The following is a 23,170-nucleotide window of genomic DNA, read 5'->3' as shown; positions in this document are numbered from 1 at the left end:
CGTCCGGCGTCAGGAACCCTCGCCGCTATAGCTCGCGCCGCTCTCTGAGAACCGCACCCGCCCGTAACTGTCGCCGAACAGCTCCTTGTACAGCGCTTCGGCCGAGGCGGTCAGCAGCAGGATTTCGACCCGACGGTTGGCACCATTCTGCGGATCTTCAGGGCGCAACGGCATGATGTCGGCCTGTGCGGTCACTTGTAATACCGAGCGCTCGGCCAGGCCGGCATCGACCAGCGCACGGCGAGCACGCAGGGCACGATCGCCGGAAAGATTCCAGTTGTTGTAGCCGTTCTTCTGCCGATACGGCGTGGCATCGGTATGGCCGCTGATGATCAGCTTGTTATCGACCTTGGCCAGCACACCAGCGAGCACACCCAGCAGCTTCTGAAAATGAGGATTCAGCGTGGCACTGCCGCGCTGGAACATGAAGCGCTGCTGGTCGTCCTTGATCAGTATGCGCAGCCCCTGCGGGACCACGTCCACTTCGAGATTGGCCAGGGCATCGACTTCGCTGGCGACTTCACGCATCAATTCGGCGAGCTTTTTCAGCTCTTCGGTCGAGCCATAGTTGCGGCTGCCGTCCTGTTCGCTTTTCGACGCGCGACTGTCCGCCTCTTCAGTCTGCGGCGGGCGCACCGGCACGCCATCGAGTTCCAGCGGCGAGGTGCTGGTGCCATCGAAAATCCCGGCGCCGCCATCGATCAGCGGGTTACTTTCCATCTCCCCATACGAGGGGTTGGTTTTTTCCATCTGCGGCTGGATGATCCAGAGCACCATGAACAGCGCCATCATCGCCAGGGTGAAGTCGGCAAAGGCCACCTTCCAGGCACCACCGTGCTCGTCGCCGTGGCCCTTCTTACTGCGGCGCTTGATGATGATCTCGTGCTCGCCGCCGCCCTTGCCCTTGTCCCGGCTTCTCATGCGGCGTCCCTTTCTTCCTCATACTGGGTGACCCAGTTTTCCAGCTGGCGGAAGGCGGGCTTGACGTCCTGCTCGATCAGCTTGCGGCCGGCATCCACAGCCAATAGCGTAGGTTTGCCGGCCACATGGGCGACCAGGGTGGTGCGCACGCATTCCAATGCCGAGAGTTCGGTTTTGATCCGCTGCGACATAGCGTTGGACAGCGGGTCCATCAGGCAATAGCAGAAGAAGATGCCGAGGAAGGTACCCACCAGGGCCGCCGCCACGTGAGCGCCGATTTCCGCCACGCTGCCGCCGATGCTGCCCATGGTGATGATGATGCCCATGATCGCCGCAAGAATGCCGAAGCCGGGCATGGCCTCGCCGATCTTGTGCAGCGAGCGAGCCGGCTGCAGCAGCGCGTGCTCCATGGCCTCCAGTTCCTGCTCGAGGAATCCTTCCAATTCGTGGGCGCTGATTTTCCCCATGGCCATCAACCGGAAGTTATCGGCGATGAAGGCCATCAGGTTCTTTTCCTGCAGGATCAATGGATAGCGAACGAACAGGTCGCTCTCTTCCGGCTCCTCGATATGCGAATCGAGCACCTTGAGGCCGCCGACGTCGACCATTTCCAGCAGTTCGTAAAGCAGCATCAGCAACTGGCGCTGAAACTCCTCGCCACGACGTTTGTAGGCAAAGACATCCTTGATCTGGTGCAGCATCTCGATCAGCACCTCCTTCGGGTTGCCCACCACCAAGCTGCCCAGCGCGGCGCCGAGGATGATGACCACTTCTGCTGGCTGCCAGAGCACGCGCATGTCCCCGTTGGCCATGGCATAACCACCCAGCACACAACCGATGATGATCAAGGCACCTAATACTTTCTGCATGACTACTGACTTCTCTCGGTTAGAAAGCGACTGGCCTTGCCGATCGCCTGTTTGCTCAGCTGACAAACCCGGGCATCGCTGACTTCCAGCACCAGGGCGATTTCCTTCAGGCTCAGTTCGTGCTGGTAATAGAGCGTCAGCACCAGCCGCTCACGCTCGTCCAGCCGCGCCAGCGCCTGCTCTAGAACACGCTCCTTGATCAGGCGCTCCTCGAACAACTCAGTGGCGTCGGGAAAATGCTCGTGACCGCTCTGCAGCAGTTCATCAAGGCTCTCGATGGCCTCCGAAGAATCGGCCCAGAGGAAGTCCTGGTATTCCTTGTCGGCCAGGCCGGTATACGCCTTGATTTCCTCGTCGCTGGGCTCGTGGCCCAGCTGGCGCGACAGGTCGCGAATCGCGTCACGCACCTTGTGCGCCTGCTGACGGACCTGGCGCGGGCGCCAATCCTGACGGCGCAGCTCATCGAGAATCGCGCCACGGACACGCAACGCGGCGAACTTGCCGAACTGCTCGTCCGGCTCACCGTAGCGGCGCAGCCCTTCGAGCAGGCCCATCATGCCGATCTGCTCCATATCTTCGCGGTCGAGCACTTGGTTGGCCTGCAGCGATAGCTGCCTGACGATGCGCTTGACCAATGGCAGATACTGCATCAGCCAGCGCTGCTCGACCGCCGGAGCGAACACCGATGGGCTGGCCGGCGTGGCGCCGTAATAGTTGATGGGGCAAGTGGCGCTCATGGCGTGGCCTTTATTGCACGATCAACTTGTTGACTAGCACGTGCTTGAACGGCACGGCTGCGTTCTTGGAGGCAAAATCGGCGAACAGGACAGTTTCAAGACGATCCTGCAGATCACTGATCTTCAGGCCACGCAGTTCTTCGAACGGCAGCGACGACAGGTAACCCACCACCGAATTACGCACCAGCGGTTCGGCCTGCTCGAACTTCGGTGGTTCTTCGGAGGCATCCGCCTGCAACGCGAGATCCAGCACGAAGTAATGCTCACGACCGTCACCACGCACGCTGACGATGACTTTCTCCACCGGGAAGAACTCGTATTCCGAGGGCTCAGCCGGCTCGTCTGCTACGACCTCCTCGGAAACGGCACCTTCCATGCCGGGCTTGAGCAGCCAATAACTGACACCGACGCCACCGGCAACGGTCAGCACGTTGATCAGCAGCATCAGAAGGACGAGACGGGGCGTCGACATAACACACTCACAAATTGGCTAATTAGGTTGAATCGGGTCAAACCGTGATCAATACATCTCGGGGCCGGCCGCTCTGCCGGCTCTGCTCCTGTTCATGCGGTCGGGCCGCCTGCGGAAGCTCCTCACCGGTCAGCGCCGTACGCTGGCGCTGTTGACCCTGCTGGCCACCACTATCGGCTCCCACCTGCACATTGACCTGAACGAAGTGCTGGCCGACCAGCTCCTGGCGCAGGCGATCGCTGGTCTGTTGCAGCAGACGAGCCACATCGGCATTCGCGGCAGACAGCTGAACGTTCAAACGTCCCGATTCATGGCTGAGCAGGATTTCCATGCTGCCAAGCTCCGGCGGATCAAGGCGGATGGTGGCGCTCTGAATCTTCTGTTGGATCTGCAGATCGACGTTCTCGCGCAAGGCGTGCAGCATCTGCTCGCCCCACTTGGATTCTGGCGCTTGCAGTTTCAGCGCGCGGTCGACGGCTTGAGGCTGTGGCACCTGTCCGCGCTCAACCGTGGCCGTCAGCGGCTCGCCCGCTTCCGCCGGCTCGGCGGCACTCAGCAGCGGCTCCAGTGCCGGCTCGGCCAGAACGTCGGCGGCGAGCTGCGGCGTTGTCGCCGCTTGCGTCAAACCGGTATTCAGCTCCGCCGCCATACGCGGTAAAGGCGCGCCTATCGCACCTGCATCGACGGGTGCGCGTTGCCAGCCATGACCGGCCAGCGCGTCGAAGGGATCGGCCTGGGCCGTCGCCTGCTGCCCCGTCAGGGACTCGGGCAACCATGCAAGCAGCGCATCGGCCTGTTCCGCTATCGATGACGTCGGCAAGGCATCGGAGAGCGGCTCTTCGGTCACGCCACCCAGGCGTGCGGAGTCGCGCGCCTGAATCTCGGTCTGTTGCTGGTCGATCATGCCCAGCAACCACTGCTCGGGCGTGAGCTCGGGTAGTGCGTCGTCGCCCTGTTCGGCCTTCGTGCCCATGGTCAACGGTTCATTCAGTTCGGCTGCCGATAAAGCGGCCTGCGGCGAAGCCGGAAACGCCTTGCCTGAGAGCACGCCTCCCGGAAGCGCTGCATTCGGCAGTGAGCCGCTTTCGCCAGCGATCAGACTCATACGCGCGCCGAAGCCAATTCCCGGCACCGCCTGGGAACCTGTACCCGACTTACCTGCGGCAATGCCACGAGCAGCAACGGGAGTACCACCGGCGTCGGCTGGCGCAGCGGAAGGGTGGGCATTTGAGATCGGCTGGATCATCGCCTGTCTCCGGCTTGGAACATGTCAATTCGCTGATAGGCCGCACGCCCTTCGGCGTACTCCAGGTGATTCAGTAACAGCAGGCGCAGCCGTTCGCATTCGTCGGTGCAGGCTTGCAGACCTTCGCCGTGAAGCTGCTTGAGCTGGCTTTTGGCGGCGTGGGCCGGCTCGTCGAGCTCCTGACCGGCCAGTGCTTCGAGGCACTGACGGATGGCCTTATCGGCGACCGCCACGGCGCCCCAATCGCTGGCATGCAACGCCTGGCGCAACTGCTCGTGCAGCTCCGTCAGGCGTTCGCTGTCACTTACGAGCGGCACTGACACCCTCCCAGCCTTCACGCAGAATGCCGAGCAGGTTGATGACTTCATCCAGCCCTTCCAGCGACAGCGACACGCTGACATCGGAAAGACGATAGATGCAGTATTCGTAGAGTCGCGCCAGCCCCTGAACCACTTCGCCGCCACCCTCTTCGTCGAGCGCGCCGTTGAGGCCGTTGAGGATGTTCATGCACTTCTCCAGAGAAATGCCCTTCTGCTGATAACGCTTGTGCTCGATATGTCCGCGAGCGCGGGCCAACTCATCGAGTAGGCCATCCATCAGCACCAGCACCAGCTCATAAGGCGAAGCGGAGGCCGCACGGGCTTCGAGGTCTACCGAGCGGTAGCTGTCGTAACTGTCGTTTTGGAGGTAGGTGCTCATCCGAACAATCCGAAGGTCTGCTCCATGCTCTGCATGGTCTGCATCATGGAAGTGAATTGCTTGAGGTAGCGGCTGTAGTGGGTGTCGTACTGCTGCTGGAGGTTCTCGAACTGCTCGTCGATACGGCGCAGGCTCATGTCCAGCGTGTCCATACGGTTCTTCAGCATGCCGTTGGTGCTGCTGGTATAGCTGGCGACGGTCTTGTCGATGCTCTCGAGCAGGTTGTCCTTGCCGGTGAACAGCGCCTCGAAGCCTTCCGGATCGTTGGCGACGGCAGCTTCGAAGCGCTTGGCGTCGATGGTCAACTTGCCGTTGCGATCGGCGCTGATACCGAAATTGATCAGACTGGTGCCACCGAAATCGGTACGCAGCAGGCCATTGAGACGGCTTTCGATGGAACGGATGCTGGAATCGCCGGCCAGGACGCCGCGCGCCGCACTTTCGCTGCCGCTGGCGGTTAGCGAGTCGAAGCTGCCCATCAGCGTATTGAATGCATCGATGAAACTCTGAGCCTTGGCCTGGGTGCCTTCCTTGTCTTGCGCGATATCAAGGGTTAGCGGTGATTCACCGGTGGCATGCGCCTTGGTGAAGGTCATGCTGACGCCTTCAATGACGTTCTCGAAGGTATTGCTGGCATTGGTCAGCTTGATCCCCGAGGCATCCCGACCGAGATATACCTCGGCGTCCGCTGCGGTGGACAGACGAGTCGGGCTGGCAATTGCGGCTTCGACCGCCGAGTTGCCTGAGGCGCTCAGGCTGATGCTCTGTGCGGCTCCGGTTTCCTCAGTGGTCAGGACCAGATTGACCGCACCGTCGCTGCGTACCAGGGTGGCCCGAACGCCGCTGTTATCGACCGCGTCATTGATCGCGCTGGCGAGGCCGTCAAGGGTGGTGATGCCGGTCATATCGACATCGAACGAATCCACACCGCCCTGGCCGATGGTGAGCGTACCGCCGCCCGCCAAGCTGGCGTCAGTCAGGCCCTGCAATGCGATCTGATCCTTGCTGGCTAACTGCTTGACGAAAAAGTCGTAACTGCCAGCCTGCGCGGTGGTGCCAACCGTAGCGCTGGCATAACCGTCCTGGCTAAAGGTCGCTTTATTGGTCAGCATGCTCGAAGTGCTGCTATTGAGCTTGGTGATGGCCGACTTGAAGGTCGTCAACGAGCTGCGCAGCGAGCTCAGCGCATCACGCTGGGCCTTGTAGTTTGATTCGTTGCGGTTCAGCCGATCCAGCGAAGACTGAACTTCGTAGGTCGCCAACTGCGTCGACATCTGCTGTACGTAATCGGAATCTATAGCCATCACCATCCCCTCTTGATGTCTGTTGAGCAAATTGGGTGCCAAGTCGAAAAGGCCGCATTACGGGCGTTCGAGAGGCAGCCATGCAGAAAAAAGGCTTCCGCAACGCGACGTGACGAGGAAACGGGGAAACACCGCTTCCTCCTGTGGCGATGACGGAACGACGCTCTATAAAGGCGACTTGGACGCGCGGTTTATTTAGCGGGCCGAAGACCCATTTGCCATGGGACGCACCGCGCGAGGAATCGGCTCGGCACGATGGCCGGATTTGGCGGGAACGCTACGCAAGTCATTGACTAGCAGCGGACAGAAAGTCTGCGAAGCGGCTCAGTAAGCCTGCGGTGTATAGAGGCGGGCATCCTGATTGCCAGCGAGCAGTTGCTGCAGGATGTCGTGGTGCATGGCAAGAAGCTTGCCGTTGTGCTCATTAAACAGCTGGCACTGCACGGCGAGATCGCCGACCTGCTGCCAGTGTTGCTGCAACGACACGCCGCGCTCGCCCGAGCAGCTGGACAGCAGGCGGCGCATACCAGCCCCGGTTGGATCCAGACGGAAAGCTGCAAGCACCTTGCTGCGGCGCTGGGCGCGGGCGGCAATGGCTTCGACGCGAAGGGTGATCTGCAAATTGATGCGATCGATTTCGGGCACATCGCGTTCCAGCAGACGACCGTAGAGCTCCTGCATCAATTCGCGCAGGGCAAGGTAGTCGCCGCAGTCCTGCTGCAGATCGTCATCGACGACGGCGAGCAGTTTGTCCCGTTGGGTCACGCGTCGTTGCTGCGGTGATAGCTGAGCATGCTGCTCGCCAACTGACCGATGTCTGTGGATATCTCGCCGCGCTGCAGCGCCTGCTTGATCGCCGCAACGCGGTCCAGATCGATCTCGGGCATTGCGCGCAAGGCTTCATGCATCTGCTCGAGCGGCAGGCTCTCGGCCGGGCGGGCAGCGGACTGCGCGGCGGGGCGGACGCTGGCCGGACGAGCGGGAGCCGTCTCGGTGGGTGTCGCAATGGCGGGCTTGAAATGCCGGCTGATTTCCATGTTCTCTTTCCAACTCGGTGGTTACTGCCTAACAAGCGACCGCTCGGACGGAAACCTTAAATAATTTTTCGCACGGCTGACAGGCGGGTCCTTTGCTGCTCACCACAAACAACGACTGGCGTAGGATCGCCCCTCACCCCAACCCTCTCCCCGCAAGCGGGGAGAGGGTGCTGGCCGTGCGGGCTGATTATCGCCGCGGCGGCCTTCTCTCTCTCTCGCCCTTCCGGGGTGAGGGGGCGGAGCCGAGCCGACTCCCGACTTCAAACAACCACTAGGCAATCCGACCCCGCCACCAGCTCTGCGCCGCCAGGCCGTCCTGAATCTTCTGTTCCTGAGCCAGCAATAGCTGCTGCCACTGCTGGATCTTGGCATCGATCACATGCTCGACGACCTTCTCGCTGCGCATGGCCTGCATCAGCTCCTGCTGGATGCGCGCCAGCGCCTGTTCGGCTACAGCCAGTTCGCGGCGCTGCAGTTCGACCATCTTGTACAACGTGGCTTTGTAACGCTGCTGATTATCACGCTGCAACGGGGTGCTCATCGGCACACTGAAGCCACACAGACGGCTCAAACCGGTAATGTTGTTGCGATAGCGCTGACAAAGGTTCTGCTGGTACTGCACCTGTCCAAGCATCTGCTTGACCCGGTTGCTGCGCAGGCTGGCCAGGCGCGAGAGCGTCTCGATCTGCTGTTTCATGGCTTCCTGATGATGCTCTGCAGGAGAGTAAGGCTGGTTTCCAGCTCCGCCGCCTCGCCCACTTCCTGGCGCAGAAAACGCTCGATGGTCGGCGCGAGCTGCACGGAGCGGTCGGTTTTGATGTCCGCTCCGGGCGTATAGCCGCCCAGCGGGATCAGCTCCTTGATCTTCTCGTAAGTGCTGTAAAGCTCCTTGAGCTGGCGCGCCGCGCCCAGGTGCGGTGGCTGGCCGACCTGACTCATGCAGCGGCTGACCGAAGCGCAGACATCGATGGCCGGGTAGTGCCCGGCATCAGCCAGGCGCCGCGAAAGCACGATGTGCCCGTCGAGAATCGCCCGTGCGCAATCGACGATCGGGTCCTGCTGGTCGTCGCCCTCGGCCAGCACGGTGTAGAGCGCGCTGAGGCTGCCATTGTCGTTGGAGCCATTGCCGGCGCTTTCCACCAGTTCCGGCAGCATGCCGAATACCGACGGTGGATAGCCCTTAGTCGCCGGCGGCTCGCCCAGCGCCAAGGCGATTTCGCGCTGGGCCATGGCGTAGCGGGTCAGTGAATCGACCAACAACAACACATCGTTGCCCTGGTCACGAAAATAGGCGGCGATGCTGTGGCACAGCTCGGTAGCCTTGAGGCGCATCAGTGGCGACTCGTTGGCCGGCGCGACCACCACCACGGCTTTCTTCAGGCCTTCCTCGCCGAGCGAATGCAGCAGGAACTCCTGCACCTCACGACCGCGTTCACCGATCAGCCCGACCACCACCACATCGGCCTTGGTTTGCCGCGTGATCATCCCCAACAGCACGCTCTTGCCCACGCCGGAGCCGGCAAACAGGCCCACACGCTGACCCTTGCCCAAGGTCAGGGTAGCATTGATCGCGCGTACGCCGACATCCAGCGGTTCGCTGACCGGCTTGCGCTTGAGCGGATTGACCGACGGCAGCTCGGCAGGCAACGGGTCGCGCCCGCTGAGCTTGCCCAGCTCGTCCAGCGGCTCGCCAAGGCCGTTGACCACCCGGCCAAGCCAGGATTCATCAATGTGCAGCTTGGCGTCATCCGGCGCTGGAAACACTCGGGAACCCGAGGTCAGACCAACCGGTTTCTTGAACGGCATCAGGTAGGTGATGTCACGGTTGAAGCCCACCACCTGCGCTTCGAGCATGCTGCCGTCGCCCTGTTCGACGAAGCAGCGCTGGCCGGTCATGCGCTGGCAACCGAGGCTTTCCAACAGCATGCCGGAGACGCGCACCAGCCGGCCGCTGACCTTGGCCAACTGCACCGTGTCCAGCGAGCGCAGGGCCTCATCGAGTCGGAAGCTCTCGCGCAGGGACATTTCAGGCTTCTGCCTTGATGTGTTCGGCCAGCGTATCCATGCACGAATCCAGACGCTGCTGGCAGCCGATGTCGGCTTCGGATTCGGCAGTAATTACGCGGCACTCGCCGAGCGCCAGCTTTTCATCTGGCACCAGACGCCAGGCCGCCGCCCGCTCGGGCGCCAGTTCCTTGATCCGGGTGCACTCTTCGGGGTTGAGCAGGATGCGCACGTCCTCCTGATCGCCGGGCATGGCCGCCAAGGCTTCCTCGGCCAGGCTCAAGAGCTGAGTCGGATGGAGAGTCAGCTCGCAACGAATCACCTGCTTGGAGACCTTCTGCACCAGTTCCAGCAACTGCTCGCGACGCGCCTGCTCGAAATCGTGGCGAAAACGCTCGACGCTTTCGATCAGCTGATCCAGCGGCCGTGCCGCCTCGTCAAAAGCCTTCCGGCCCTGGGCACGGCCTTCCTCGCGACCGATGGCCTTGCCATCCTCGATACCGCGCTCGAAGCCTTCGCGGTGGCCAGCTTCGCGGCCCTGCTCCAGCCCCTGCTCGTAGCCTTTGTCGATACCTTCCTGAAAACCATCGGCGACGGCGCGTTGCAGCGCAGCCGGGTCCCCGGCAACACTGTCGGACATCTCAGCGGCGGTGCGCACGCGCGGCGGAAAACGGAACGGCCGCCAGGAGCGGCCTTCGCCCTTGATTATCTTGATGCTCATCGGCGCTTACTCGACCGTCTGTTCGCGGAACAGCTGTACCTGCAGATCGCCGTCGGCGGACATCTCGCGGACCACCGCCATGATGTCCTTGCGCACCTGCTCGACCCGCGACAGCGGCACCGGACCTTGGCGGCGGTTGATCGACTCCATCTGTTGCGCCTGACGCTTGGGCATCGCGGCCTGAATTGCCTTGACCAGCGCGGGCTCGGCGCCCTTGAGCGCAACCACCCACTCTTCCAGCGGGATCACCTCAAGCAGGGTTTGCAGTACATCCTGGTTCTGCCGCGAGAGGATGAAGAAGTCATACATCTCGTCCTCGATCTTGGTCACTAGGTCTTCGTTATGCGCGCGCAACAGCTCGAACATCTGGTCACGGTTGCCCTTGAAGCGGTTCATGATGTCTGCCGCCTGCTTGACGCCGCGCACCTGCGAGCCCTGGTTCGAGAGCACCTGCAGGCTGCGGTCGATCAGCTGCTCGAGCTCGGCGATGACGTCGCTGTTGACCTCGTTGAGGTTGGCGATGCGATAGAGCAGCTCGTCCTGCCGCTCGGCCGGCATGCATTCGAGCACATCGGTGGCCATGCCCGGCGGCAGGAACGCGAGGAACACCGCCTGCATCTGCGCGTGCTCCTTGGCGATCAACGCGGCGAACTGCTTGGGATCGAGCCATTCCATCTTGGCCATCTTGGCGCGGATTTCCTCGCCATAGATGGAGTCCAGCAGGCTGCGCGTGATGTCGCCGCCCAGCGCCTTGCCGAGCATGCCCGACAGATAGGTGCGCGAAGCGCCCTTGACGCTGCTCTGCTCTTTGTAATCGTCGAAAAAGCGGCTGATCACGTCGGAAACCATTGGTTGCTTGACGTTGGATAACCGCGCCATCGCCTGGCTGATGCTGATGATTTCTTCGCGAGAAAAGTTGCGCAGGATGCCGGCAGAAATGTCATCGCCCATGCTCAGCATGAGGATCGCCGCCTGGTCCAGCGAACTCACCGAGCGCAGCTGCACCGGGCGCGCCTTGATTTCCTTGCTTGAGCCGGATGCCGACTCAGCTGGCTGGGTTGAGGTCTCTTTCATTGCGGCCTATCCAGTGCTTGATGACTTCCGAAACGCGTTCCGGGTCGTTCTTGGCGAGCATCTGCAAGTGCTCGATCTGTAGTTCCAGACCCGAGCCCGGCGCCGGCAGGCGGATTTCCGAGAGCGGGTTGAGTTCACCGAAAATGTGCGCCCCATCGGTCGCCGTCGGGCGCGGGCTGGTCAAGGCGGCGCGGGTCTCGGCTTCGATAGCGCTTTGCACCGGGGCAGAGGCGAGCGCGCCTTCAAGCGTTTCTGTGACGGGTTCGTCATTGCGCTTTGTCAGGCTGCGTACCGCCGGGCGTACCACGATCAGCAACAGCAACAAGGCGATCAGGCCCGCTACGCCGAGCTTGACCAGCGAATGGATCTGGGTGTTCTCCCACCAAGGCACCTGTTCATTGACGACTTCCACCGCGGCGAAGGGCAGCACGCTCAAGGTCAGCAGATCACCGCGCTCCTGCTTGAAACCAACAGCGCTGCGCACCATGGCTTCAAGCTCGGCGCGCGCCTCGTCGGACCAGCCGCCCTCGGGCGCGGCATCGGCGTTGAGCACCACCGCCACGCTCTGCTGGCGCAGGGCGAAGCCGGCGTGTTTCACATGGACCACACTCTGGTCGTAGTCCAGCTGGCGCGTGGATTCCTCACGCAGGGAGGTCGCGCCCTTGGTTTCGCCTTCGGCCGGCGCTTCCTCGCCTTCCTGGGGCGGCGCCACGGGGCGATTCGCCAACGAGCCGGGAATGCCCAGTGCCAGTTGATCCAGTGCGCTTTCGTTGCTCAGCACCTCGCGACGCAGGCGCGGCGTATCGCCATAGGATTGGAACGTCTCTTCCTTCTGGCTGAAATCGATGTCCGCAGCGACGCTGATGCGGTAGTTGCCGTTGCCCAGCACCGGCGCCAGCACCTGCTCGATATTGGCTACGGCCTTCTGCTGGTAATCCTCCACCGCGCCCCAGTTCTGCGCCGGGCCACCGCCGACATTCAGCCCGCGCGAGAGCAGCGCGCCGTACTGATCGACCACGCCGACATCTTCGGGCTTGAGGTTGGGCACGCTGCCGGCGACCAGATTGACGATCGCGCCGACCTGATCAGCGCCCAGCTTGTAGCCGGGTTCCAGCTGCAGCATCACCGATGCCTTGGCCGGGGCACGCTTGCTGACCACGAAGGAACTGTTCTCCTCCTGTGCCAGGTGAACCCGGGCGTGCTGAACGCCCTTGAGCGACATCACCGTACGCGCCAGTTCGCCCTCCAGGCTGCGCTTGAGACGCACGTCCTGAACGAACTGGCTGGTGCCTAACGGCTCTTCCTTGTCGAATAGCTCGTAGCCGGCCGGCATCGCCACCTTCACGCCCTTGGCGGCGAGCATCATGCGCGCATGCGACAGCTGTTCCTCACGCACCAGAATCTGTCCGCTCTGCGGATGGATGCGGTATTGCACGGCCTCGCCATCGAGCACCTGCATCACCTCTGAGACTGGAAAGGCCTCGCCGGCGCCATGCAGCGGGCGGAACGAGCCATTGTCGCGCCACAGGTAGAACGCCACGGCCACGGCCAGCGCGGCGGCGATCACCGCCATGCCGGCGAGCGTTACCCGCGGGTCAAATTGAAGGCCGCCGGCAGGCAGCTTGCTCTTTAATTTCTCAAGCACGTCTTAGCTCTCACGCCCGATCACAGCGGCATTCTCATGACGTCGTCGAACGCCGTGGTCAGTTTGTTGCGCACCTGCAGCAACGCGGAAAACGACACGCTGGCCTTCTGGCTGTCGATCATCGCGCCGACCAGATCGTCGCTCTTGCCGCTATCCACCGCAGCCGCTGCCGCGCTGGCGTGATGCTGCTGAGCATCCACCGAACGCATCGCCGCCATGAATACGTTGCCCGCGTCCGGCGCCGTCTGGCTGGCTGGCTTGATGCCCGGGCCCTCGGCGACATTCGCAAGCTGCTGCATCCGGCCCAGCATGTCCTGCTGCACCTGCATGATTGAACTCATCGCTGGCTCTCCCTTGATACGTCGGAATTAGAAATTCAACTCGATGCCCTGCTCGCGCATGGCATTGAGGCGATAGCGCAGGGCCCGCGAGGTCATGCCGAGGCTGGCGGCGGCCTTGGACTTGTGCCCGTCGAACCTGCGAATGGTGTCGATCACGTGCTGGTACTCGGCCCACTTGCCACTGGCACGCAGGGCGGCCTTGCCCGTCTCGACGATGGGCTGCGGCGGGCGTTCGGCACGCATTTCCGCCTGCGGCTGCGCCGCCAGGCCCAGGTCCTGCGGCTGGATGAACAGACCGTTACGCAGCACCAGCGCGCGCTGCACGGTGTTTTCCAGCTCGCGGGCATTGCCCGGCCAGTCGTGCTGCAACAGGGCGCGGCAGGCGTCGCTGGTGAACAGCTCTTCGCCGGCTTCCTGCGGTGCGTACTTGGCAACGAAACGGCGGGCCAGCGGAAGCACGTCTTCCTTACGCTCGCGCAGAGGGCTGATATGCAGCGGCAACACGTCGAGACGGAACATCAGGTCCGAGCGAAAGCGCCCTTCGGCGACCTCCAGCTGCAGGTCCCTGTTGGTCGCGGCAATGATTCGGACGTTGAGCTCGATTTCCTTGCGGCCGCCCAGGCGCTCGACACGCTGCTCTTGCAGCACACGCAGCAGCTTGGCTTGCAGGCCCAGCGGCAGCTCGCCGATCTCGTCGAGCAGCAAGGTGCCGCCATTGGCCAGCTCGAACTTACCGGGCTGGGCTGTCACCGCGCCCGTGAAGGCGCCTTTTTCATGTCCGAACAGGATGGATTCGAGCATCTGTTCGGGAATGGCTGCGCAGTTCACTGCAATGAAGGGAGCATCGGCGTTGGCGGAGAAACGATGGATGTAACGCGCCATCAGCTCCTTACCAGTGCCGGTTTCGCCGGTGATCAGAATTGGTGCGCGGGTCAGCGATACGCGTTGGGCCATGGCCAACAAGCGACGGCCAGCCTGAGAGCAGGTTACGAAGCTCTCTTGCGCTGCATCGGCGTATTCCTGACGGCGCAACAGGGCGCTGAGCTGGCTGTCGCTGAACGGCGACAGCAGGTAATCCACACACCCCAGCTCAAGCAATGTCGCGGCCTTCTCCTGATCCGCGTACTGCACAACCGGAATGACACTGATATTACGGCCGCGCCGCATCAGTGATTCAACCTGCGTATATAAAGTTTGCTCTTCCACACCGCCGATAAATACAAAAACCAGGGCGGTTTCTTTCAGCGCCGCATTGTCCAGATCATTCAGGCTTGCATAGGAAAAGACCGCGCAACCTTCCTTGCGCAACCCGGCATTAAGGAAGTCACTACCCGTCTCGGCGGCATTATCGAAAATGATGACTTTCTTGCGCGCTGATGCCGGCGCCGGAGCAAATAGCTCTTCGCATGAGTAGCTCATTGCATGACTAACACTTTTCAATGTGACCACCTTGGCGCTGACGCGCCTGTCGACTCGCTCGAGCACAACGCCGGATTTCGCCGAAGAAAAAATATTTAACTTTTCCGGAACTTCCGTCGCCCTGCCTGTCCAACTCAACCAGAACGAACGACCAACAATAGCTAACTGCCCCGAAACAATGCGCGCACGTTAACAAGCCCTCCAGGAGCCGCCCAATCAGTTCCGCTAAAATTAAATCAGAAGCTCGCAAGTGATCTCAAAAAAGGTCATTTGATACTTATTGATTTAATCCTTCCTCGCGCCTATGCCTAGACTGGCGGCACGCTAGAGCCGTGCCTGAATCTCGGGCGCCGCAAAATCCGCCCTGGCCAAATAATCTTCTGCTTATACCCCGTGTTGCCGGCTCGCCGGCCGCGCAAGAACCAGGACATACAGTTCACAACATGTCTGGCAATTCCAAAGTCCATCATGGCGTGCCCGCCCAAAGCCTGACTGTATTGAAACCGCAGAAGCTTGGCCGGCATCATCACAAGATTCCTCAGTTCATAAAAGAAACCACCAACAAGAATCCGCGCTTGATTGGTGACTACTTCCTGCGTAATTACCGTATTAGCCTGGAACTGAGCAAAGTCGATGTGCAGGAGCCCAATAAAAGGCCGCCAGACTGCATCTATCGATCCCCGATGGGGAAAGTTGGTTTTTCCATTGATCGCGCCCTGCTTACCGAGGCGCTAGAGTGTTATTACGGCGGAACTATCGTACCTAGCCAGGACACACCACCGATCAGCACATCCGAACAACGGATGCGTAATCGCTTGGGCCTTGACCTGACTTATATATTTGCGCGCTCGATATTGTCCGGTGAAACCTTTGGCGAACTCGAGCGGTATGAAAATGACTACGAAGAAACCAGCTGGGAGTACGTGGCGGAGTTCGAGTACATCAGCCATCTGACCAACAGCCGCTCGTCGATTTTCATTCATCTGGATACTGATCTGGTCGATGAACTGACCAGTCGCCTGGCCGGCCCGCTGCCCAATCGGCAGAGCGGCAACCCGGTCGATCACATCAAGCATCTTCCGGTACGCCTGGACTGCGTGGTCGCCTCGGCGCAAATGCCGTTGTCGCAGGTGCTCGGCCTGCAGCTCAACGACATCCTCATGGTGCGTCCGCTGGATCGCTATGAGGTGCGCATCAATCAGCAGAAGCTTTTCCGGGGGACTGTCTTTGAAGAAGACGGCGCCTTGTTCCTCACTTCACTTGAAAGCGTGAAATCCCAATGACCGGTCAACTGTCCGACAACGAATTCGAGAACCTCATCAACGAGGGCGACCTGAGCCTCGACGCGGCCGAAGAGTCAGCCGTCGCCCCCACCCCGCAGCCGCAGGTACCGCGCCAGGACCTGAGTTTCTTCGGCAAGATCCCGGTCAATGTCACCTTGGAAGTGGCCTCGGCGGAAATCTCGCTGAAAGAACTGATGGAGTGCGACACCAGCAGCGTCATCGTGCTCGACAAAGTGGCCGGCGAGCCGCTGGACGTGAAGGTCAACGGAACCCTGTTCGCCAAGGCTGAAGTGGTGGTAATGAACGGCAGCTACGGCCTGCGCATCGTCGAACTGTCGGGCACCAGCCTGGATGCACTGACCCAATGAAACTGCGTCGCGGGCTGGTGCTGCTGTGCCTGGTGCTGGTCAGCCTGTTCCCGCTGGTGGCTCAGGCTGCCGGCGGTGAGATCACGTTGTTCAACCTGAACGATACCGAGAACGGTCAGGAATTCTCGGTCAAGATTCAGATTCTGATCCTCATGACCTTGCTCGGCTTCCTGCCGGCGATGCTGATGATGATGACCTGCTTCACCCGCTTCATCATTGTATTGGCGATCCTGCGCCAGGCCATCGGCCTGCAGCAGAGCCCGCCGAATCAGGTGCTGGTCGGTATCGCATTGATCGTCACGCTGCTGGTGATGCGTCCGGTCTGGCAGGAGATTCACAACACGGCCTTCGAGCCGTTCCAGAATGACGAGATCAGTCTGGAGCAGGCGCTGGACCTGTCCAAAGACAGCCTTTCAGGGTTCATGTTGGCGCAGACCAACAAGACCTCACTGGAGACCATGGTGTCCTTGGCGGGCGAGCAGATCCCGGAAAACCTTGATGATCTGGACTTTTCGCTGCTGCTGCCAGCCTTCGTGCTCAGCGAGCTGAAGACCGCTTTCCAACTGGGCTTCATGATTTTCGTGCCGTTTCTGGTGATCGATCTGGTCGTGGCCAGCGTGCTGATGGCGATGGGCATGATGATGCTGTCGCCGATGATGATCTCGCTGCCGTTCAAGCTGATGATCTTTGTGTTGGTGGATGGCTGGGCGCTGTTGATGGGTACGCTGACGACCAGCGTGCAGCCGTTTTAGATGGCGGTGATGAATGCTGCTCGTGCGCGCTTGAACCCACTCATCGGCCGATTTGGTAGGGGCGTAGGGGGACGCCTAGTCCTTGCTCGCGGAGCTTTCGGGATTTGGGTTCGGTGCATCAGGCTCATTATCGAACTGGGCCGAAGCATTGGTTTCGCCCTGCTGGGCGTGTCCCTTTTGGCAGTTGCCCCAAAAGGAACCAAAAGGTCTTGCCCCTGCATCCGGGTCTCGCTTCGCTCGACTTCCCTCATTCCATCCGCGCTCCGGGGGCCGGCGTACAAGGGCCATCCCTGGCCCTTTACGCCTCTCGCGGCATCCATGCCGCTCGCTTCCCTCCCCGCGGATTCCATTCGGCCTCCTGAAAGGGGCGTCCGGCGGCGTCTGCTGGATCGTGCGCAGGAAAATCGGAAAAGCATCTCGACCCAACGTTGCGGCGTTTACGCCCAGAACAAAGACGAAAATTCTGTAGGGCGGAAAACTGCGAAGCATTTTCCGCCGACATCGACGCAGGAACTGACGTCGAACTCCGGCTGCGAAAATCGGCGGGTAAGCTCCGCATTACCCACCCTACGCGCCCCTGTAGCCCGTATATCCGCTTCGTTGCACGGCCCATCAGACGCCACCGTATCGCCCCTTTCAGGAGGCCGAGCGCAGGTGGCGCGGAAGGGGTTGAGCGGCATGGATGCCGCGAGAGCCGCGATGAGCCATGGATGGCCCTTCGCGGCGGGCCCCTGGAGCGTCACCGGAGCGAGGGAACCTCGGCGCAGCCGGGGCCGGATGCAGGGGCAAGCGTTTTTGCTTACTTTTTTCGCGTTTGAAAAAAGTGAGTCCCCCAGTAGGGCGAAACCAATGTGTCGGGCAACTCCGCTAATAAGCCGTGCCCCAAGCATAAAAGCTTCGCGAGCCAAGAACTCGGCGTCCCCCTCGCTCCTACATAGCAGTGCTGTGAGCCGAATCGCACGAAACGCCTTCACCTTCCAGGTGCTCCCATGCTGACCCCCGACACCGCCGTCAATATCATTTCCAACGCAGTCCACATCATCGTGCTGGTGGTCTGCGTGCTGGTGGTGCCGAGCCTGCTCGGCGGTCTGCTGATCAGCATTTTCCAGGCCGCCACTCAGATCAACGAACAGATGCTGAGCTTCCTCCCGCGCCTGCTGATCACCCTGGGCATGTTGGTATTCGCCGGACACTGGATTCTGAGCACGCTGAGCGACCTGTTCATCGAAACCTTCACCCAAGCCGGGCGGCTGGTCGGTTAGCCATGGGCAACGAACCCATCATGCAGGCCGGTCAGTACCTGCAATCGTTGCTGGGTTACTGGTGGCCGTTCTGCCGGATCATGGCCGTGTTCAGCCTGGCGCCGATGTTCAGCCACAAATCGCTAAGCGTGCGCGTCCGCGTGCTGCTCGCCATCGCCCTGACGGTGGTGCTGACGGCCGCGCTCCCAGCCGCGCCGGCGCTCGACCCGCTGTCGCTCAAGGGCATTCTCACCGCGTTCGAGCAGATAGCCATGGGCCTGCTGCTGGGCCTGGCGCTGATGCTGGTGTTCACCGTGTTCACCCTGATCGGCGATATCGTCTCGACCCAGCTGGGGCTGTCCATGGCAGTGTTCAACGACCCTATGAACGGCGTGTCGTCGGCGTCGATCATCTATCAGCTGTACTTCATCCTGCTGGCGCTGCTGTTCTTCGCCATCGACGGGCATCTGGTAACCGTCACCATCATCTACCAAAGCTTCGTCTACTGGCCGATCGGCAGCGGCATCCATTTCGACGGGCTGCAAACCATCGCCTGGTCAATGAGCTGGGTGATTTCGGCAGCCTTGCTCATTGCCCTGCCGATCGTTTTCTGCATGACGATCGTGCAGTTCTGCTTCGGCCTGCTCAACCGCATTTCTCCAGCAATGAACCTGTTTTCCCTGGGTTTCCCCATGGCCATCATCGCCGGGCTGGTATTGATCTACCTGACCCTGCCGAACCTGTCGGAAGCCTATCTGCACCTGACGCGTGAGCTGCTGGATAACATCGGCGAGATCCTGCGGAGCGGCCGCGATGTCTGAGCAGAACAGCAGCCAGGACAAAACCGAAGAGGCCTCCGAGCAGAAACTCAAGAAGAGTCGCGACGACGGCCAGGTCACCCGCTCCAAGGACGTCGCCACCACGGTCTCGCTGCTGGTGACGCTGTTGGTACTCAAATTCAGCATCGGCTTCTTTTTCGATGGCATGCAGCAGGCGTTCAGCTACTCATACATCAACTTCCACGAAAGCGAGATGAGCCTCGACGATCTGCAGCTGATTCTTACCCACAACCTGCTGCTGTTCGTCAGCGTGCTGTTGCCGCTGCTGATCACACCGATTCTGGTCATCGCCTTTGGTCTGGTGCCGGGTGGCTGGGTATTCGCCTCGAAGAACTTCGCGCCCAAGTTCAGCAAGCTCAACCCGATCACGGGCCTGGGGCGGATGGTCGGCGCGCAGAACTGGACCGAGCTGCTCAAGTCGCTGCTGAAGATCACAACGCTGCTGGGCGTCGCCATCGGCCAGCTGTATTACGCAGCGCCGCAGCTGATCGCCCTGCAGCGAACCGATATCGCCAACGCCATCGGCGGTGCCTTTTCGCTGACGTTCAACCTGGCCATCTCGCTGCTGTTGGTATTCGTGCTGTTCTCACTGATCGACATCCCGCTGCAGCGCTTCTTCTTTCTGAAAAAAATGCGCATGACCAAGCAGGAGCGCAAGGAAGAGCACAAGAATCAGGAAGGCCGCCCCGAAGTGAAGGCGCGTATCAAGCAGCTGCAACGCCAGCTGGCCCAGCGCCAGATCAGCCGGGTGATAAAGGATGCCGACGTGGTGATCGTCAACCCGACGCATTACGCGGTGGCCTTGAAGTACGACCCGAAGAAGGCCGAGACGCCCTTCGTTATTGCCCGTGGCGTCGATGAAACCGCGCTGTACATCCGCAAGCTGGCCCAGGCCAACGGGCTGGAGGTGGTCGAACTACCGCCGCTGGCGCGGGCGATCTACTTCAGCACCCAGGTCAACCAGCAGATCCCGGCACCGCTCTATACCGCGGTCGCCCATGTGCTGACCTACATCCTCCAGCTCAAGGCCTGGAAGCAGGGTCGGCGGGCCAAGCCCAAGCTGGCAAGCGACATCCATATTCCCGAAGAACTGTTCAACCGAGCCCGATCATGAGCCTGATTCAGAAACTGACGCCGACCATCAGCAGCGGTCGGATTGGAATCCCGCTGATCATCCTGTCGATCCTGGCGATGATCATCCTGCCGCTGCCTCCGCAGCTCCTGGACGTGCTGTTCACCTTCAACATCGCCATGTCGATTCTGGTGTTGCTGGTCAGTGTGTCGTCGAAAAGCCCGCTGGACTTCTCGCTGTTCCCGACAGTGATTCTGATCACCACGCTCATGCGCCTGTGCCTTAACGTCGCATCGACCCGGGTGGTGCTGCTCGAAGGTCACACCGGCACCGGCGCGGCGGGCAAGGTGATCGAAGCCTTCGGCGAGGTGGTGATCGGCGGCAACTTCATCGTCGGCCTGGTGGTGTTCATCATTCTGATGATCATCAACTTTATCGTCATCACCAAGGGCGGCGAGCGGATATCGGAAGTCACCGCGCGCTTCACTCTGGACGCCCTGCCGGGCAAGCAGATGGCTATCGACGCCGATCTCAACGCCGGCCTGGTGACCAACGAGGAAGCCAAGGCGCGGCGCCAGGAAGTAGCCAAGGAAGCCGACTTCTACGGTGCGATGGACGGTGCTTCGAAGTTCGTTCGCGGGGACGCCATCGCCGGCATCCTGATCCTGCTGATCAACCTCTTCGGCGGTTTCGCCATCGGTGTCTTCGTTCACGATCTGGCGGCGGGCGAGGCCTTCAAGCAGTACGCCCTGCTGACCATCGGTGACGGTCTGGTGGCGCAGATCCCGGCGCTGCTGCTGGCTACGGCGGCAGCGATCATCGTCACCCGGATCAATGAATCCAGCGACATCACTAGCCAAGTACAGCGCCAGTTGCTGGCCAATCCAGCGTCGCTGTACACCGTGGCCGGCATCCTGTTCGTCATCGGCCTGGTGCCGGGCATGCCACACCTGGCCTTCATCGGCTTCGCCGCGCTGATCGCATTCATCGGCTGGCGTGTCTCGCTGCAAGAGCCGCCAGCTGCCGGCGCCGATCTCAAGGAAATCCAGGCCATCGGCCAGGCGATGGACAAGGAAAAGGCGCAGAGCCTGGCCTGGGAAGACATTCCGCTGGTCGAGCGGCTGTCGATTTCCTTGGGCTACAAGCTGGTAGGGCTGGTCAACGAAGCCTCCGGTGCGCCCTTGCCGGCACGGGTGCGCGGCGTTCGCCAGACGCTGTCCGAGCACCTGGGCTTTCTGCTGCCGGAAGTGCAGATTCGCGACAGTCTGCGGCTCAAGGCTTCGCAATACGACATCTACATTAACGGCGAGAAGATCGATGGCGCCGAGCTGCACGCTGACCGTCTGATGGCGATTCCTTCACCGGAACTCTACGGCGAGATCGACGGCATCCTCGGCATCGACCCGGCGTACCGCATGCAGGTGGTGTGGATTCAGCCGTCCGACAAGTCGCGCGCGTTGAACCTGGGTTATCAGGTAATCGACTGCGCCAGCGTGGTCGCCACGCATCTGAACAAGGTGGTGCGTGAGCATCTGCCGGACCTGTTCAAGCACGACGATGTCGAGCACCTGATGCAGCGTCTGACCGTGCAAGCGCCCAAGCTCGCCGAAAGCCTCAAGGCCGCGCTGACCTATACCCAGCAAATGCGCGTCTACCGCCAGCTGCTGCTGGAAGAAGTGTCACTGCGTGACATCGAAACCATCGCCAGCACCTTGCTTGAATGCAGCGAAACCACCAAGGACCCGGTGCTGCTGGCAGCCGACGTGCGTTACGCGTTGCGCCGCAGCATCGTCTCGATGATCGCTGGAGATCGCCGCGAACTGGCCGTGTTCGTGCTGGAAAACGCGCTGGAAAACACCCTGCTCAACGCGCTGGCCATCGCCCAGCAGGCCGGTCAGGTGAGCCTGGACAACATTCCGGTGGAGCCGAGCCTGCTCAACCAGCTGCAGAACAGCATGCCGGTGGTGAAGGAAAAGCTGCGCAAGGATGGCCATCCGCCGATCCTCACCGTGATGCCGCAGTTGCGCCCGCTGCTGTCACGCTACGCGCGGGTGTTCAGCCCAGGCCTGCATGTGCTGTCGCAAAACGAGATTCCGGACCGGGTGGGCGTGAACATTCTCGGCACGTTAGGCTAGCAACTAACAGGTCTAGGACTATGCCTTGCGGCATCCGTCTGGTGGCGGCACCCAGTCGCCCCGTAAGCGTTGCCGCACTGCTGCGAATATGCCTCGCCTAACCGGCTCCGCCGCAGGTTGCCAGCGCAGATCAACGCCGCCTGGGCAGCAGTTGCGCAACCATTTCGACGAAAGCTGGGCAAGGGCGATCGAGAGCAAAGCCCATCTCGAATGAATCACGCCGTGAATCCTTGCGCACCCATTGGCAGATCACAACAACATCGACCTCGCGCAGCCGCTCGCCGTGATCCGGCACGTGTAGGCACATCTCATAGCAGCCACCAATGACCAGGGGTTGCCTGGCCACTAAACGCAGACCGCCGATGGAAAGGTCGCCGATGTAGCCCATGGGATCGCCGCTGAGACGATTGGTCACCTGAATACGGCTCAGATGACGGAAGGTAAGGCGGCTGTGTTGGCGCATGGCGAAACTCTGCAGTCCTTTGTTCGGCAACAGCCGGTGTCACCGCGGCCGCGGCGACGGGCGTGGTGTAAAAGGCAGCAGGCGACCAGATCGCAGGGAAAATTAAGCGCTGGGGATAATATTTTTCCCCTGGCAGTTCAGGCCCGCACCTACTCCACGCAAGCAGCTAGCGCTCCGGCTTCTGCGGTTTACGATTTTGCAATGCGTCGTCTTCGCTGACTTCGTCGGCCATGTTCGGCGGCACGTTGTAAGCGCCGCCGGGTACGTCACTGCGGTCGCCGCCGGCAGCTTCGCCATTGGTTTTGCCACCGGCCCGGTCGATGCGCTGGTCGTCGCGGTCGGTGATGGCGTCGAGATTTTCCTTGCCGCGTTCGGATGGGTTCATGAGGGACCTCCTCTGGTTTCGCTGGAAGACATCTGTGTACCTAATAGGTAGGAAGACGACGCCTCTCGGAAGTTGCATGAAGACTCACCTTGCGGGATGACCGGCCACTCGACGGGTGCGCTGAACTTATACGGGTGGGTAAA

At 61.2% G+C, this 23,170-nt stretch carries 26 protein-coding genes; 7 read left to right on the top strand and 19 right to left on the bottom strand.

Features of this window, described 5'->3' with window-relative positions:
• Window positions 1-9: 9 nt before the first annotated feature.
• From E0D86_RS07280 to E0D86_RS07200, 17 genes are all read right to left on the bottom strand, one after another.
• Window positions 10-921, bottom strand: coding sequence for an OmpA family protein (locus tag E0D86_RS07280; RefSeq protein ID WP_131649347.1), 912 nt, complete (start codon window positions 919-921; stop codon window positions 10-12).
• Window positions 918-1,790 carry a flagellar motor stator protein MotA gene (motA, locus tag E0D86_RS07275; RefSeq protein ID WP_131649346.1) on the bottom strand — a complete coding sequence of 291 codons (873 nt, stop codon included), beginning with the start codon at window positions 1,788-1,790 and terminating at the stop codon, window positions 918-920. The genes E0D86_RS07280 and motA overlap by 4 nt, the downstream gene beginning before the upstream one ends.
• Before the next feature lie 2 nt (window positions 1,791-1,792).
• Window positions 1,793-2,527 (bottom strand): FliA/WhiG family RNA polymerase sigma factor, encoded by a 735-nt coding sequence (locus E0D86_RS07270; RefSeq protein ID WP_131649345.1) that lies wholly within the window; start codon window positions 2,525-2,527, stop codon window positions 1,793-1,795.
• A gap of 10 nt (window positions 2,528-2,537) precedes the next feature.
• Window positions 2,538-2,999 carry a flagellar basal body-associated protein FliL gene (gene fliL / locus E0D86_RS07265; RefSeq protein ID WP_131649344.1) on the bottom strand — a complete coding sequence of 154 codons (462 nt, stop codon included), beginning with the start codon at window positions 2,997-2,999 and terminating at the stop codon, window positions 2,538-2,540.
• A gap of 37 nt (window positions 3,000-3,036) precedes the next feature.
• Window positions 3,037-4,245 (bottom strand): flagellar hook-length control protein FliK, encoded by a 1,209-nt coding sequence (locus tag E0D86_RS07260; protein WP_131649343.1) that lies wholly within the window; start codon window positions 4,243-4,245, stop codon window positions 3,037-3,039.
• Entirely contained in the window at window positions 4,242-4,562 is a 321-nt protein-coding gene (locus E0D86_RS07255; protein WP_131649342.1) for a hypothetical protein, read from the bottom strand. The genes E0D86_RS07260 and E0D86_RS07255 overlap by 4 nt, the downstream gene beginning before the upstream one ends.
• Window positions 4,546-4,944, bottom strand: a complete 399-nt coding sequence (gene fliS / locus E0D86_RS07250) for a flagellar export chaperone FliS (RefSeq protein WP_131649341.1) — start codon at window positions 4,942-4,944, stop codon at window positions 4,546-4,548. Before fliS ends, E0D86_RS07255 begins: the two co-directional genes overlap by 17 nt.
• A complete protein-coding gene (gene fliD, locus E0D86_RS07245; RefSeq protein ID WP_131649340.1) occupies window positions 4,941-6,248 on the bottom strand; it encodes a flagellar filament capping protein FliD in 1,308 nt (435 codons plus the stop codon). The genes fliS and fliD overlap by 4 nt, the downstream gene beginning before the upstream one ends.
• Window positions 6,249-6,572: 324 nt before the next feature.
• The gene (gene flgN / locus E0D86_RS07240; protein WP_131649339.1) at window positions 6,573-7,013 is read right to left on the bottom strand and encodes a flagellar protein FlgN; all 441 of its coding nucleotides are present in this window, start codon (window positions 7,011-7,013) and stop codon (window positions 6,573-6,575) included.
• Window positions 7,010-7,285, bottom strand: coding sequence for a flagellar biosynthesis anti-sigma factor FlgM (gene flgM / locus E0D86_RS07235; RefSeq protein WP_131649338.1), 276 nt, complete (start codon window positions 7,283-7,285; stop codon window positions 7,010-7,012). The genes flgN and flgM overlap by 4 nt, the downstream gene beginning before the upstream one ends.
• A 271-nt stretch (window positions 7,286-7,556) precedes the next feature.
• Window positions 7,557-7,982, bottom strand: coding sequence for a flagellar FliJ family protein (locus tag E0D86_RS07230; protein ID WP_131649337.1), 426 nt, complete (start codon window positions 7,980-7,982; stop codon window positions 7,557-7,559).
• Window positions 7,979-9,310, bottom strand: coding sequence for a flagellar protein export ATPase FliI (gene fliI, locus E0D86_RS07225; RefSeq protein ID WP_131649336.1), 1,332 nt, complete (start codon window positions 9,308-9,310; stop codon window positions 7,979-7,981). The genes E0D86_RS07230 and fliI overlap by 4 nt, the downstream gene beginning before the upstream one ends.
• A 1-nt stretch (window position 9,311) precedes the next feature.
• Entirely contained in the window at window positions 9,312-10,010 is a 699-nt protein-coding gene (gene fliH, locus E0D86_RS07220) for a flagellar assembly protein FliH (RefSeq protein WP_131649335.1), read from the bottom strand.
• Window positions 10,011-10,016: 6 nt separating this feature from the next.
• The gene (locus tag E0D86_RS07215) at window positions 10,017-11,084 is read right to left on the bottom strand and encodes a FliG C-terminal domain-containing protein (RefSeq protein WP_131649334.1); all 1,068 of its coding nucleotides are present in this window, start codon (window positions 11,082-11,084) and stop codon (window positions 10,017-10,019) included.
• Window positions 11,056-12,729: a flagellar basal-body MS-ring/collar protein FliF gene (gene fliF / locus E0D86_RS07210; protein ID WP_131649333.1), complete on the bottom strand. Its 1,674-nt coding sequence runs from the start codon at window positions 12,727-12,729 to the stop codon at window positions 11,056-11,058. Before fliF ends, E0D86_RS07215 begins: the two co-directional genes overlap by 29 nt.
• Before the next feature lie 20 nt (window positions 12,730-12,749).
• On the bottom strand, window positions 12,750-13,070 hold the full coding sequence (locus E0D86_RS07205) for a flagellar hook-basal body complex protein FliE (protein ID WP_131649332.1): 321 nt from the start codon (window positions 13,068-13,070) through the stop codon (window positions 12,750-12,752).
• A 27-nt stretch (window positions 13,071-13,097) separates the two neighbouring features.
• Complete coding sequence (locus E0D86_RS07200) at window positions 13,098-14,489, bottom strand: sigma-54 dependent transcriptional regulator (protein ID WP_131649331.1); 1,392 nt, start codon at window positions 14,487-14,489, stop codon at window positions 13,098-13,100.
• A 443-nt stretch (window positions 14,490-14,932) separates the two neighbouring features.
• On the opposite strand from E0D86_RS07200, the gene E0D86_RS07195 reads away from it, so the two are divergent.
• From E0D86_RS07195 to E0D86_RS07165, 7 genes are all read left to right on the top strand, one after another.
• The gene (locus tag E0D86_RS07195) at window positions 14,933-15,772 is read left to right on the top strand and encodes a FliM/FliN family flagellar motor C-terminal domain-containing protein (RefSeq protein WP_131650013.1); all 840 of its coding nucleotides are present in this window, start codon (window positions 14,933-14,935) and stop codon (window positions 15,770-15,772) included.
• A complete protein-coding gene (gene fliN, locus E0D86_RS07190; protein ID WP_131649330.1) occupies window positions 15,769-16,140 on the top strand; it encodes a flagellar motor switch protein FliN in 372 nt (123 codons plus the stop codon). Before E0D86_RS07195 ends, fliN begins: the two co-directional genes overlap by 4 nt.
• On the top strand, window positions 16,137-16,892 hold the full coding sequence (gene fliP / locus E0D86_RS07185) for a flagellar type III secretion system pore protein FliP (protein WP_131649329.1): 756 nt from the start codon (window positions 16,137-16,139) through the stop codon (window positions 16,890-16,892). Before fliN ends, fliP begins: the two co-directional genes overlap by 4 nt.
• 989 nt (window positions 16,893-17,881) lie before the next feature.
• Window positions 17,882-18,154: a flagellar biosynthetic protein FliQ gene (locus E0D86_RS07180; RefSeq protein WP_131649328.1), complete on the top strand. Its 273-nt coding sequence runs from the start codon at window positions 17,882-17,884 to the stop codon at window positions 18,152-18,154.
• Between the two features lie 20 nt (window positions 18,155-18,174).
• On the top strand, window positions 18,175-18,954 hold the full coding sequence (fliR, locus tag E0D86_RS07175) for a flagellar biosynthetic protein FliR (protein WP_131650012.1): 780 nt from the start codon (window positions 18,175-18,177) through the stop codon (window positions 18,952-18,954).
• Window positions 18,947-20,086 (top strand): flagellar biosynthesis protein FlhB, encoded by a 1,140-nt coding sequence (gene flhB, locus E0D86_RS07170; RefSeq protein WP_131649327.1) that lies wholly within the window; start codon window positions 18,947-18,949, stop codon window positions 20,084-20,086. Before fliR ends, flhB begins: the two co-directional genes overlap by 8 nt.
• The gene (locus E0D86_RS07165; protein WP_131649326.1) at window positions 20,083-22,179 is read left to right on the top strand and encodes a flagellar biosynthesis protein FlhA; all 2,097 of its coding nucleotides are present in this window, start codon (window positions 20,083-20,085) and stop codon (window positions 22,177-22,179) included. The genes flhB and E0D86_RS07165 overlap by 4 nt, the downstream gene beginning before the upstream one ends.
• Before the next feature lie 130 nt (window positions 22,180-22,309).
• Here the strand turns inward: E0D86_RS07165 and E0D86_RS07160 are convergent, their stop codons facing one another.
• Together E0D86_RS07160 and E0D86_RS07155 are read right to left on the bottom strand one after the other, a co-directional pair.
• A complete protein-coding gene (locus tag E0D86_RS07160; protein WP_131649325.1) occupies window positions 22,310-22,642 on the bottom strand; it encodes a PilZ domain-containing protein in 333 nt (110 codons plus the stop codon).
• A 166-nt stretch (window positions 22,643-22,808) separates the two neighbouring features.
• Window positions 22,809-23,027, bottom strand: coding sequence for a hypothetical protein (locus tag E0D86_RS07155; protein WP_131649324.1), 219 nt, complete (start codon window positions 23,025-23,027; stop codon window positions 22,809-22,811).
• Window positions 23,028-23,170: the final 143 nt, after the last annotated feature.

The sequence above is a fragment of the Pseudomonas sp. IC_126 genome (assembly GCF_004331835.1).
Classification (GTDB): Bacteria; Pseudomonadota; Gammaproteobacteria; order Pseudomonadales; family Pseudomonadaceae; genus Stutzerimonas.
Note: the sequence above shows the minus strand (reverse complement) of the source record. Positions and strands in the feature narration are given on the sequence as shown.

Bases quoted from the DNA above. Each gene is read 5' to 3' on its own strand.
- E0D86_RS07180 (WP_131649328.1), top strand. From the start codon at position 17,882: ATGCTGACCCCCGACACCGCCGTCAATATCATTTCCAACGCAGTCCAC.
- flgM (WP_131649338.1), bottom strand. From the start codon at position 7,285: ATGGAAATCAGCCGGCATTTCAAGCCCGCCATTGCGACACCCACCGAG.
- fliD (WP_131649340.1), bottom strand. From the start codon at position 6,248: ATGGCTATAGATTCCGATTACGTACAGCAGATGTCGACGCAGTTGGCG.
- E0D86_RS07160 (WP_131649325.1), bottom strand. From the start codon at position 22,642: ATGCGCCAACACAGCCGCCTTACCTTCCGTCATCTGAGCCGTATTCAG.
- E0D86_RS07260 (WP_131649343.1), bottom strand. From the start codon at position 4,245: ATGATCCAGCCGATCTCAAATGCCCACCCTTCCGCTGCGCCAGCCGAC.
- E0D86_RS07230 (WP_131649337.1), bottom strand. From the start codon at position 7,982: ATGAAACAGCAGATCGAGACGCTCTCGCGCCTGGCCAGCCTGCGCAGC.
- E0D86_RS07155 (WP_131649324.1), bottom strand. From the start codon at position 23,027: ATGAACCCATCCGAACGCGGCAAGGAAAATCTCGACGCCATCACCGAC.
- fliR (WP_131650012.1), top strand. From the start codon at position 18,175: ATGCAGGCCGGTCAGTACCTGCAATCGTTGCTGGGTTACTGGTGGCCG.
- flhB (WP_131649327.1), top strand. From the start codon at position 18,947: ATGTCTGAGCAGAACAGCAGCCAGGACAAAACCGAAGAGGCCTCCGAG.
- E0D86_RS07215 (WP_131649334.1), bottom strand. From the start codon at position 11,084: ATGAAAGAGACCTCAACCCAGCCAGCTGAGTCGGCATCCGGCTCAAGC.
- E0D86_RS07200 (WP_131649331.1), bottom strand. From the start codon at position 14,489: ATGAGCTACTCATGCGAAGAGCTATTTGCTCCGGCGCCGGCATCAGCG.
- E0D86_RS07280 (WP_131649347.1), bottom strand. From the start codon at position 921: ATGAGAAGCCGGGACAAGGGCAAGGGCGGCGGCGAGCACGAGATCATC.
- fliH (WP_131649335.1), bottom strand. From the start codon at position 10,010: ATGAGCATCAAGATAATCAAGGGCGAAGGCCGCTCCTGGCGGCCGTTC.
- E0D86_RS07195 (WP_131650013.1), top strand. From the start codon at position 14,933: ATGTCTGGCAATTCCAAAGTCCATCATGGCGTGCCCGCCCAAAGCCTG.
- fliN (WP_131649330.1), top strand. From the start codon at position 15,769: ATGACCGGTCAACTGTCCGACAACGAATTCGAGAACCTCATCAACGAG.
- fliL (WP_131649344.1), bottom strand. From the start codon at position 2,999: ATGTCGACGCCCCGTCTCGTCCTTCTGATGCTGCTGATCAACGTGCTG.
- E0D86_RS07205 (WP_131649332.1), bottom strand. From the start codon at position 13,070: ATGAGTTCAATCATGCAGGTGCAGCAGGACATGCTGGGCCGGATGCAG.
- E0D86_RS07270 (WP_131649345.1), bottom strand. From the start codon at position 2,527: ATGAGCGCCACTTGCCCCATCAACTATTACGGCGCCACGCCGGCCAGC.
- fliI (WP_131649336.1), bottom strand. From the start codon at position 9,310: ATGTCCCTGCGCGAGAGCTTCCGACTCGATGAGGCCCTGCGCTCGCTG.
- E0D86_RS07165 (WP_131649326.1), top strand. From the start codon at position 20,083: ATGAGCCTGATTCAGAAACTGACGCCGACCATCAGCAGCGGTCGGATT.
- fliP (WP_131649329.1), top strand. From the start codon at position 16,137: ATGAAACTGCGTCGCGGGCTGGTGCTGCTGTGCCTGGTGCTGGTCAGC.
- motA (WP_131649346.1), bottom strand. From the start codon at position 1,790: ATGCAGAAAGTATTAGGTGCCTTGATCATCATCGGTTGTGTGCTGGGT.
- fliS (WP_131649341.1), bottom strand. From the start codon at position 4,944: ATGAGCACCTACCTCCAAAACGACAGTTACGACAGCTACCGCTCGGTA.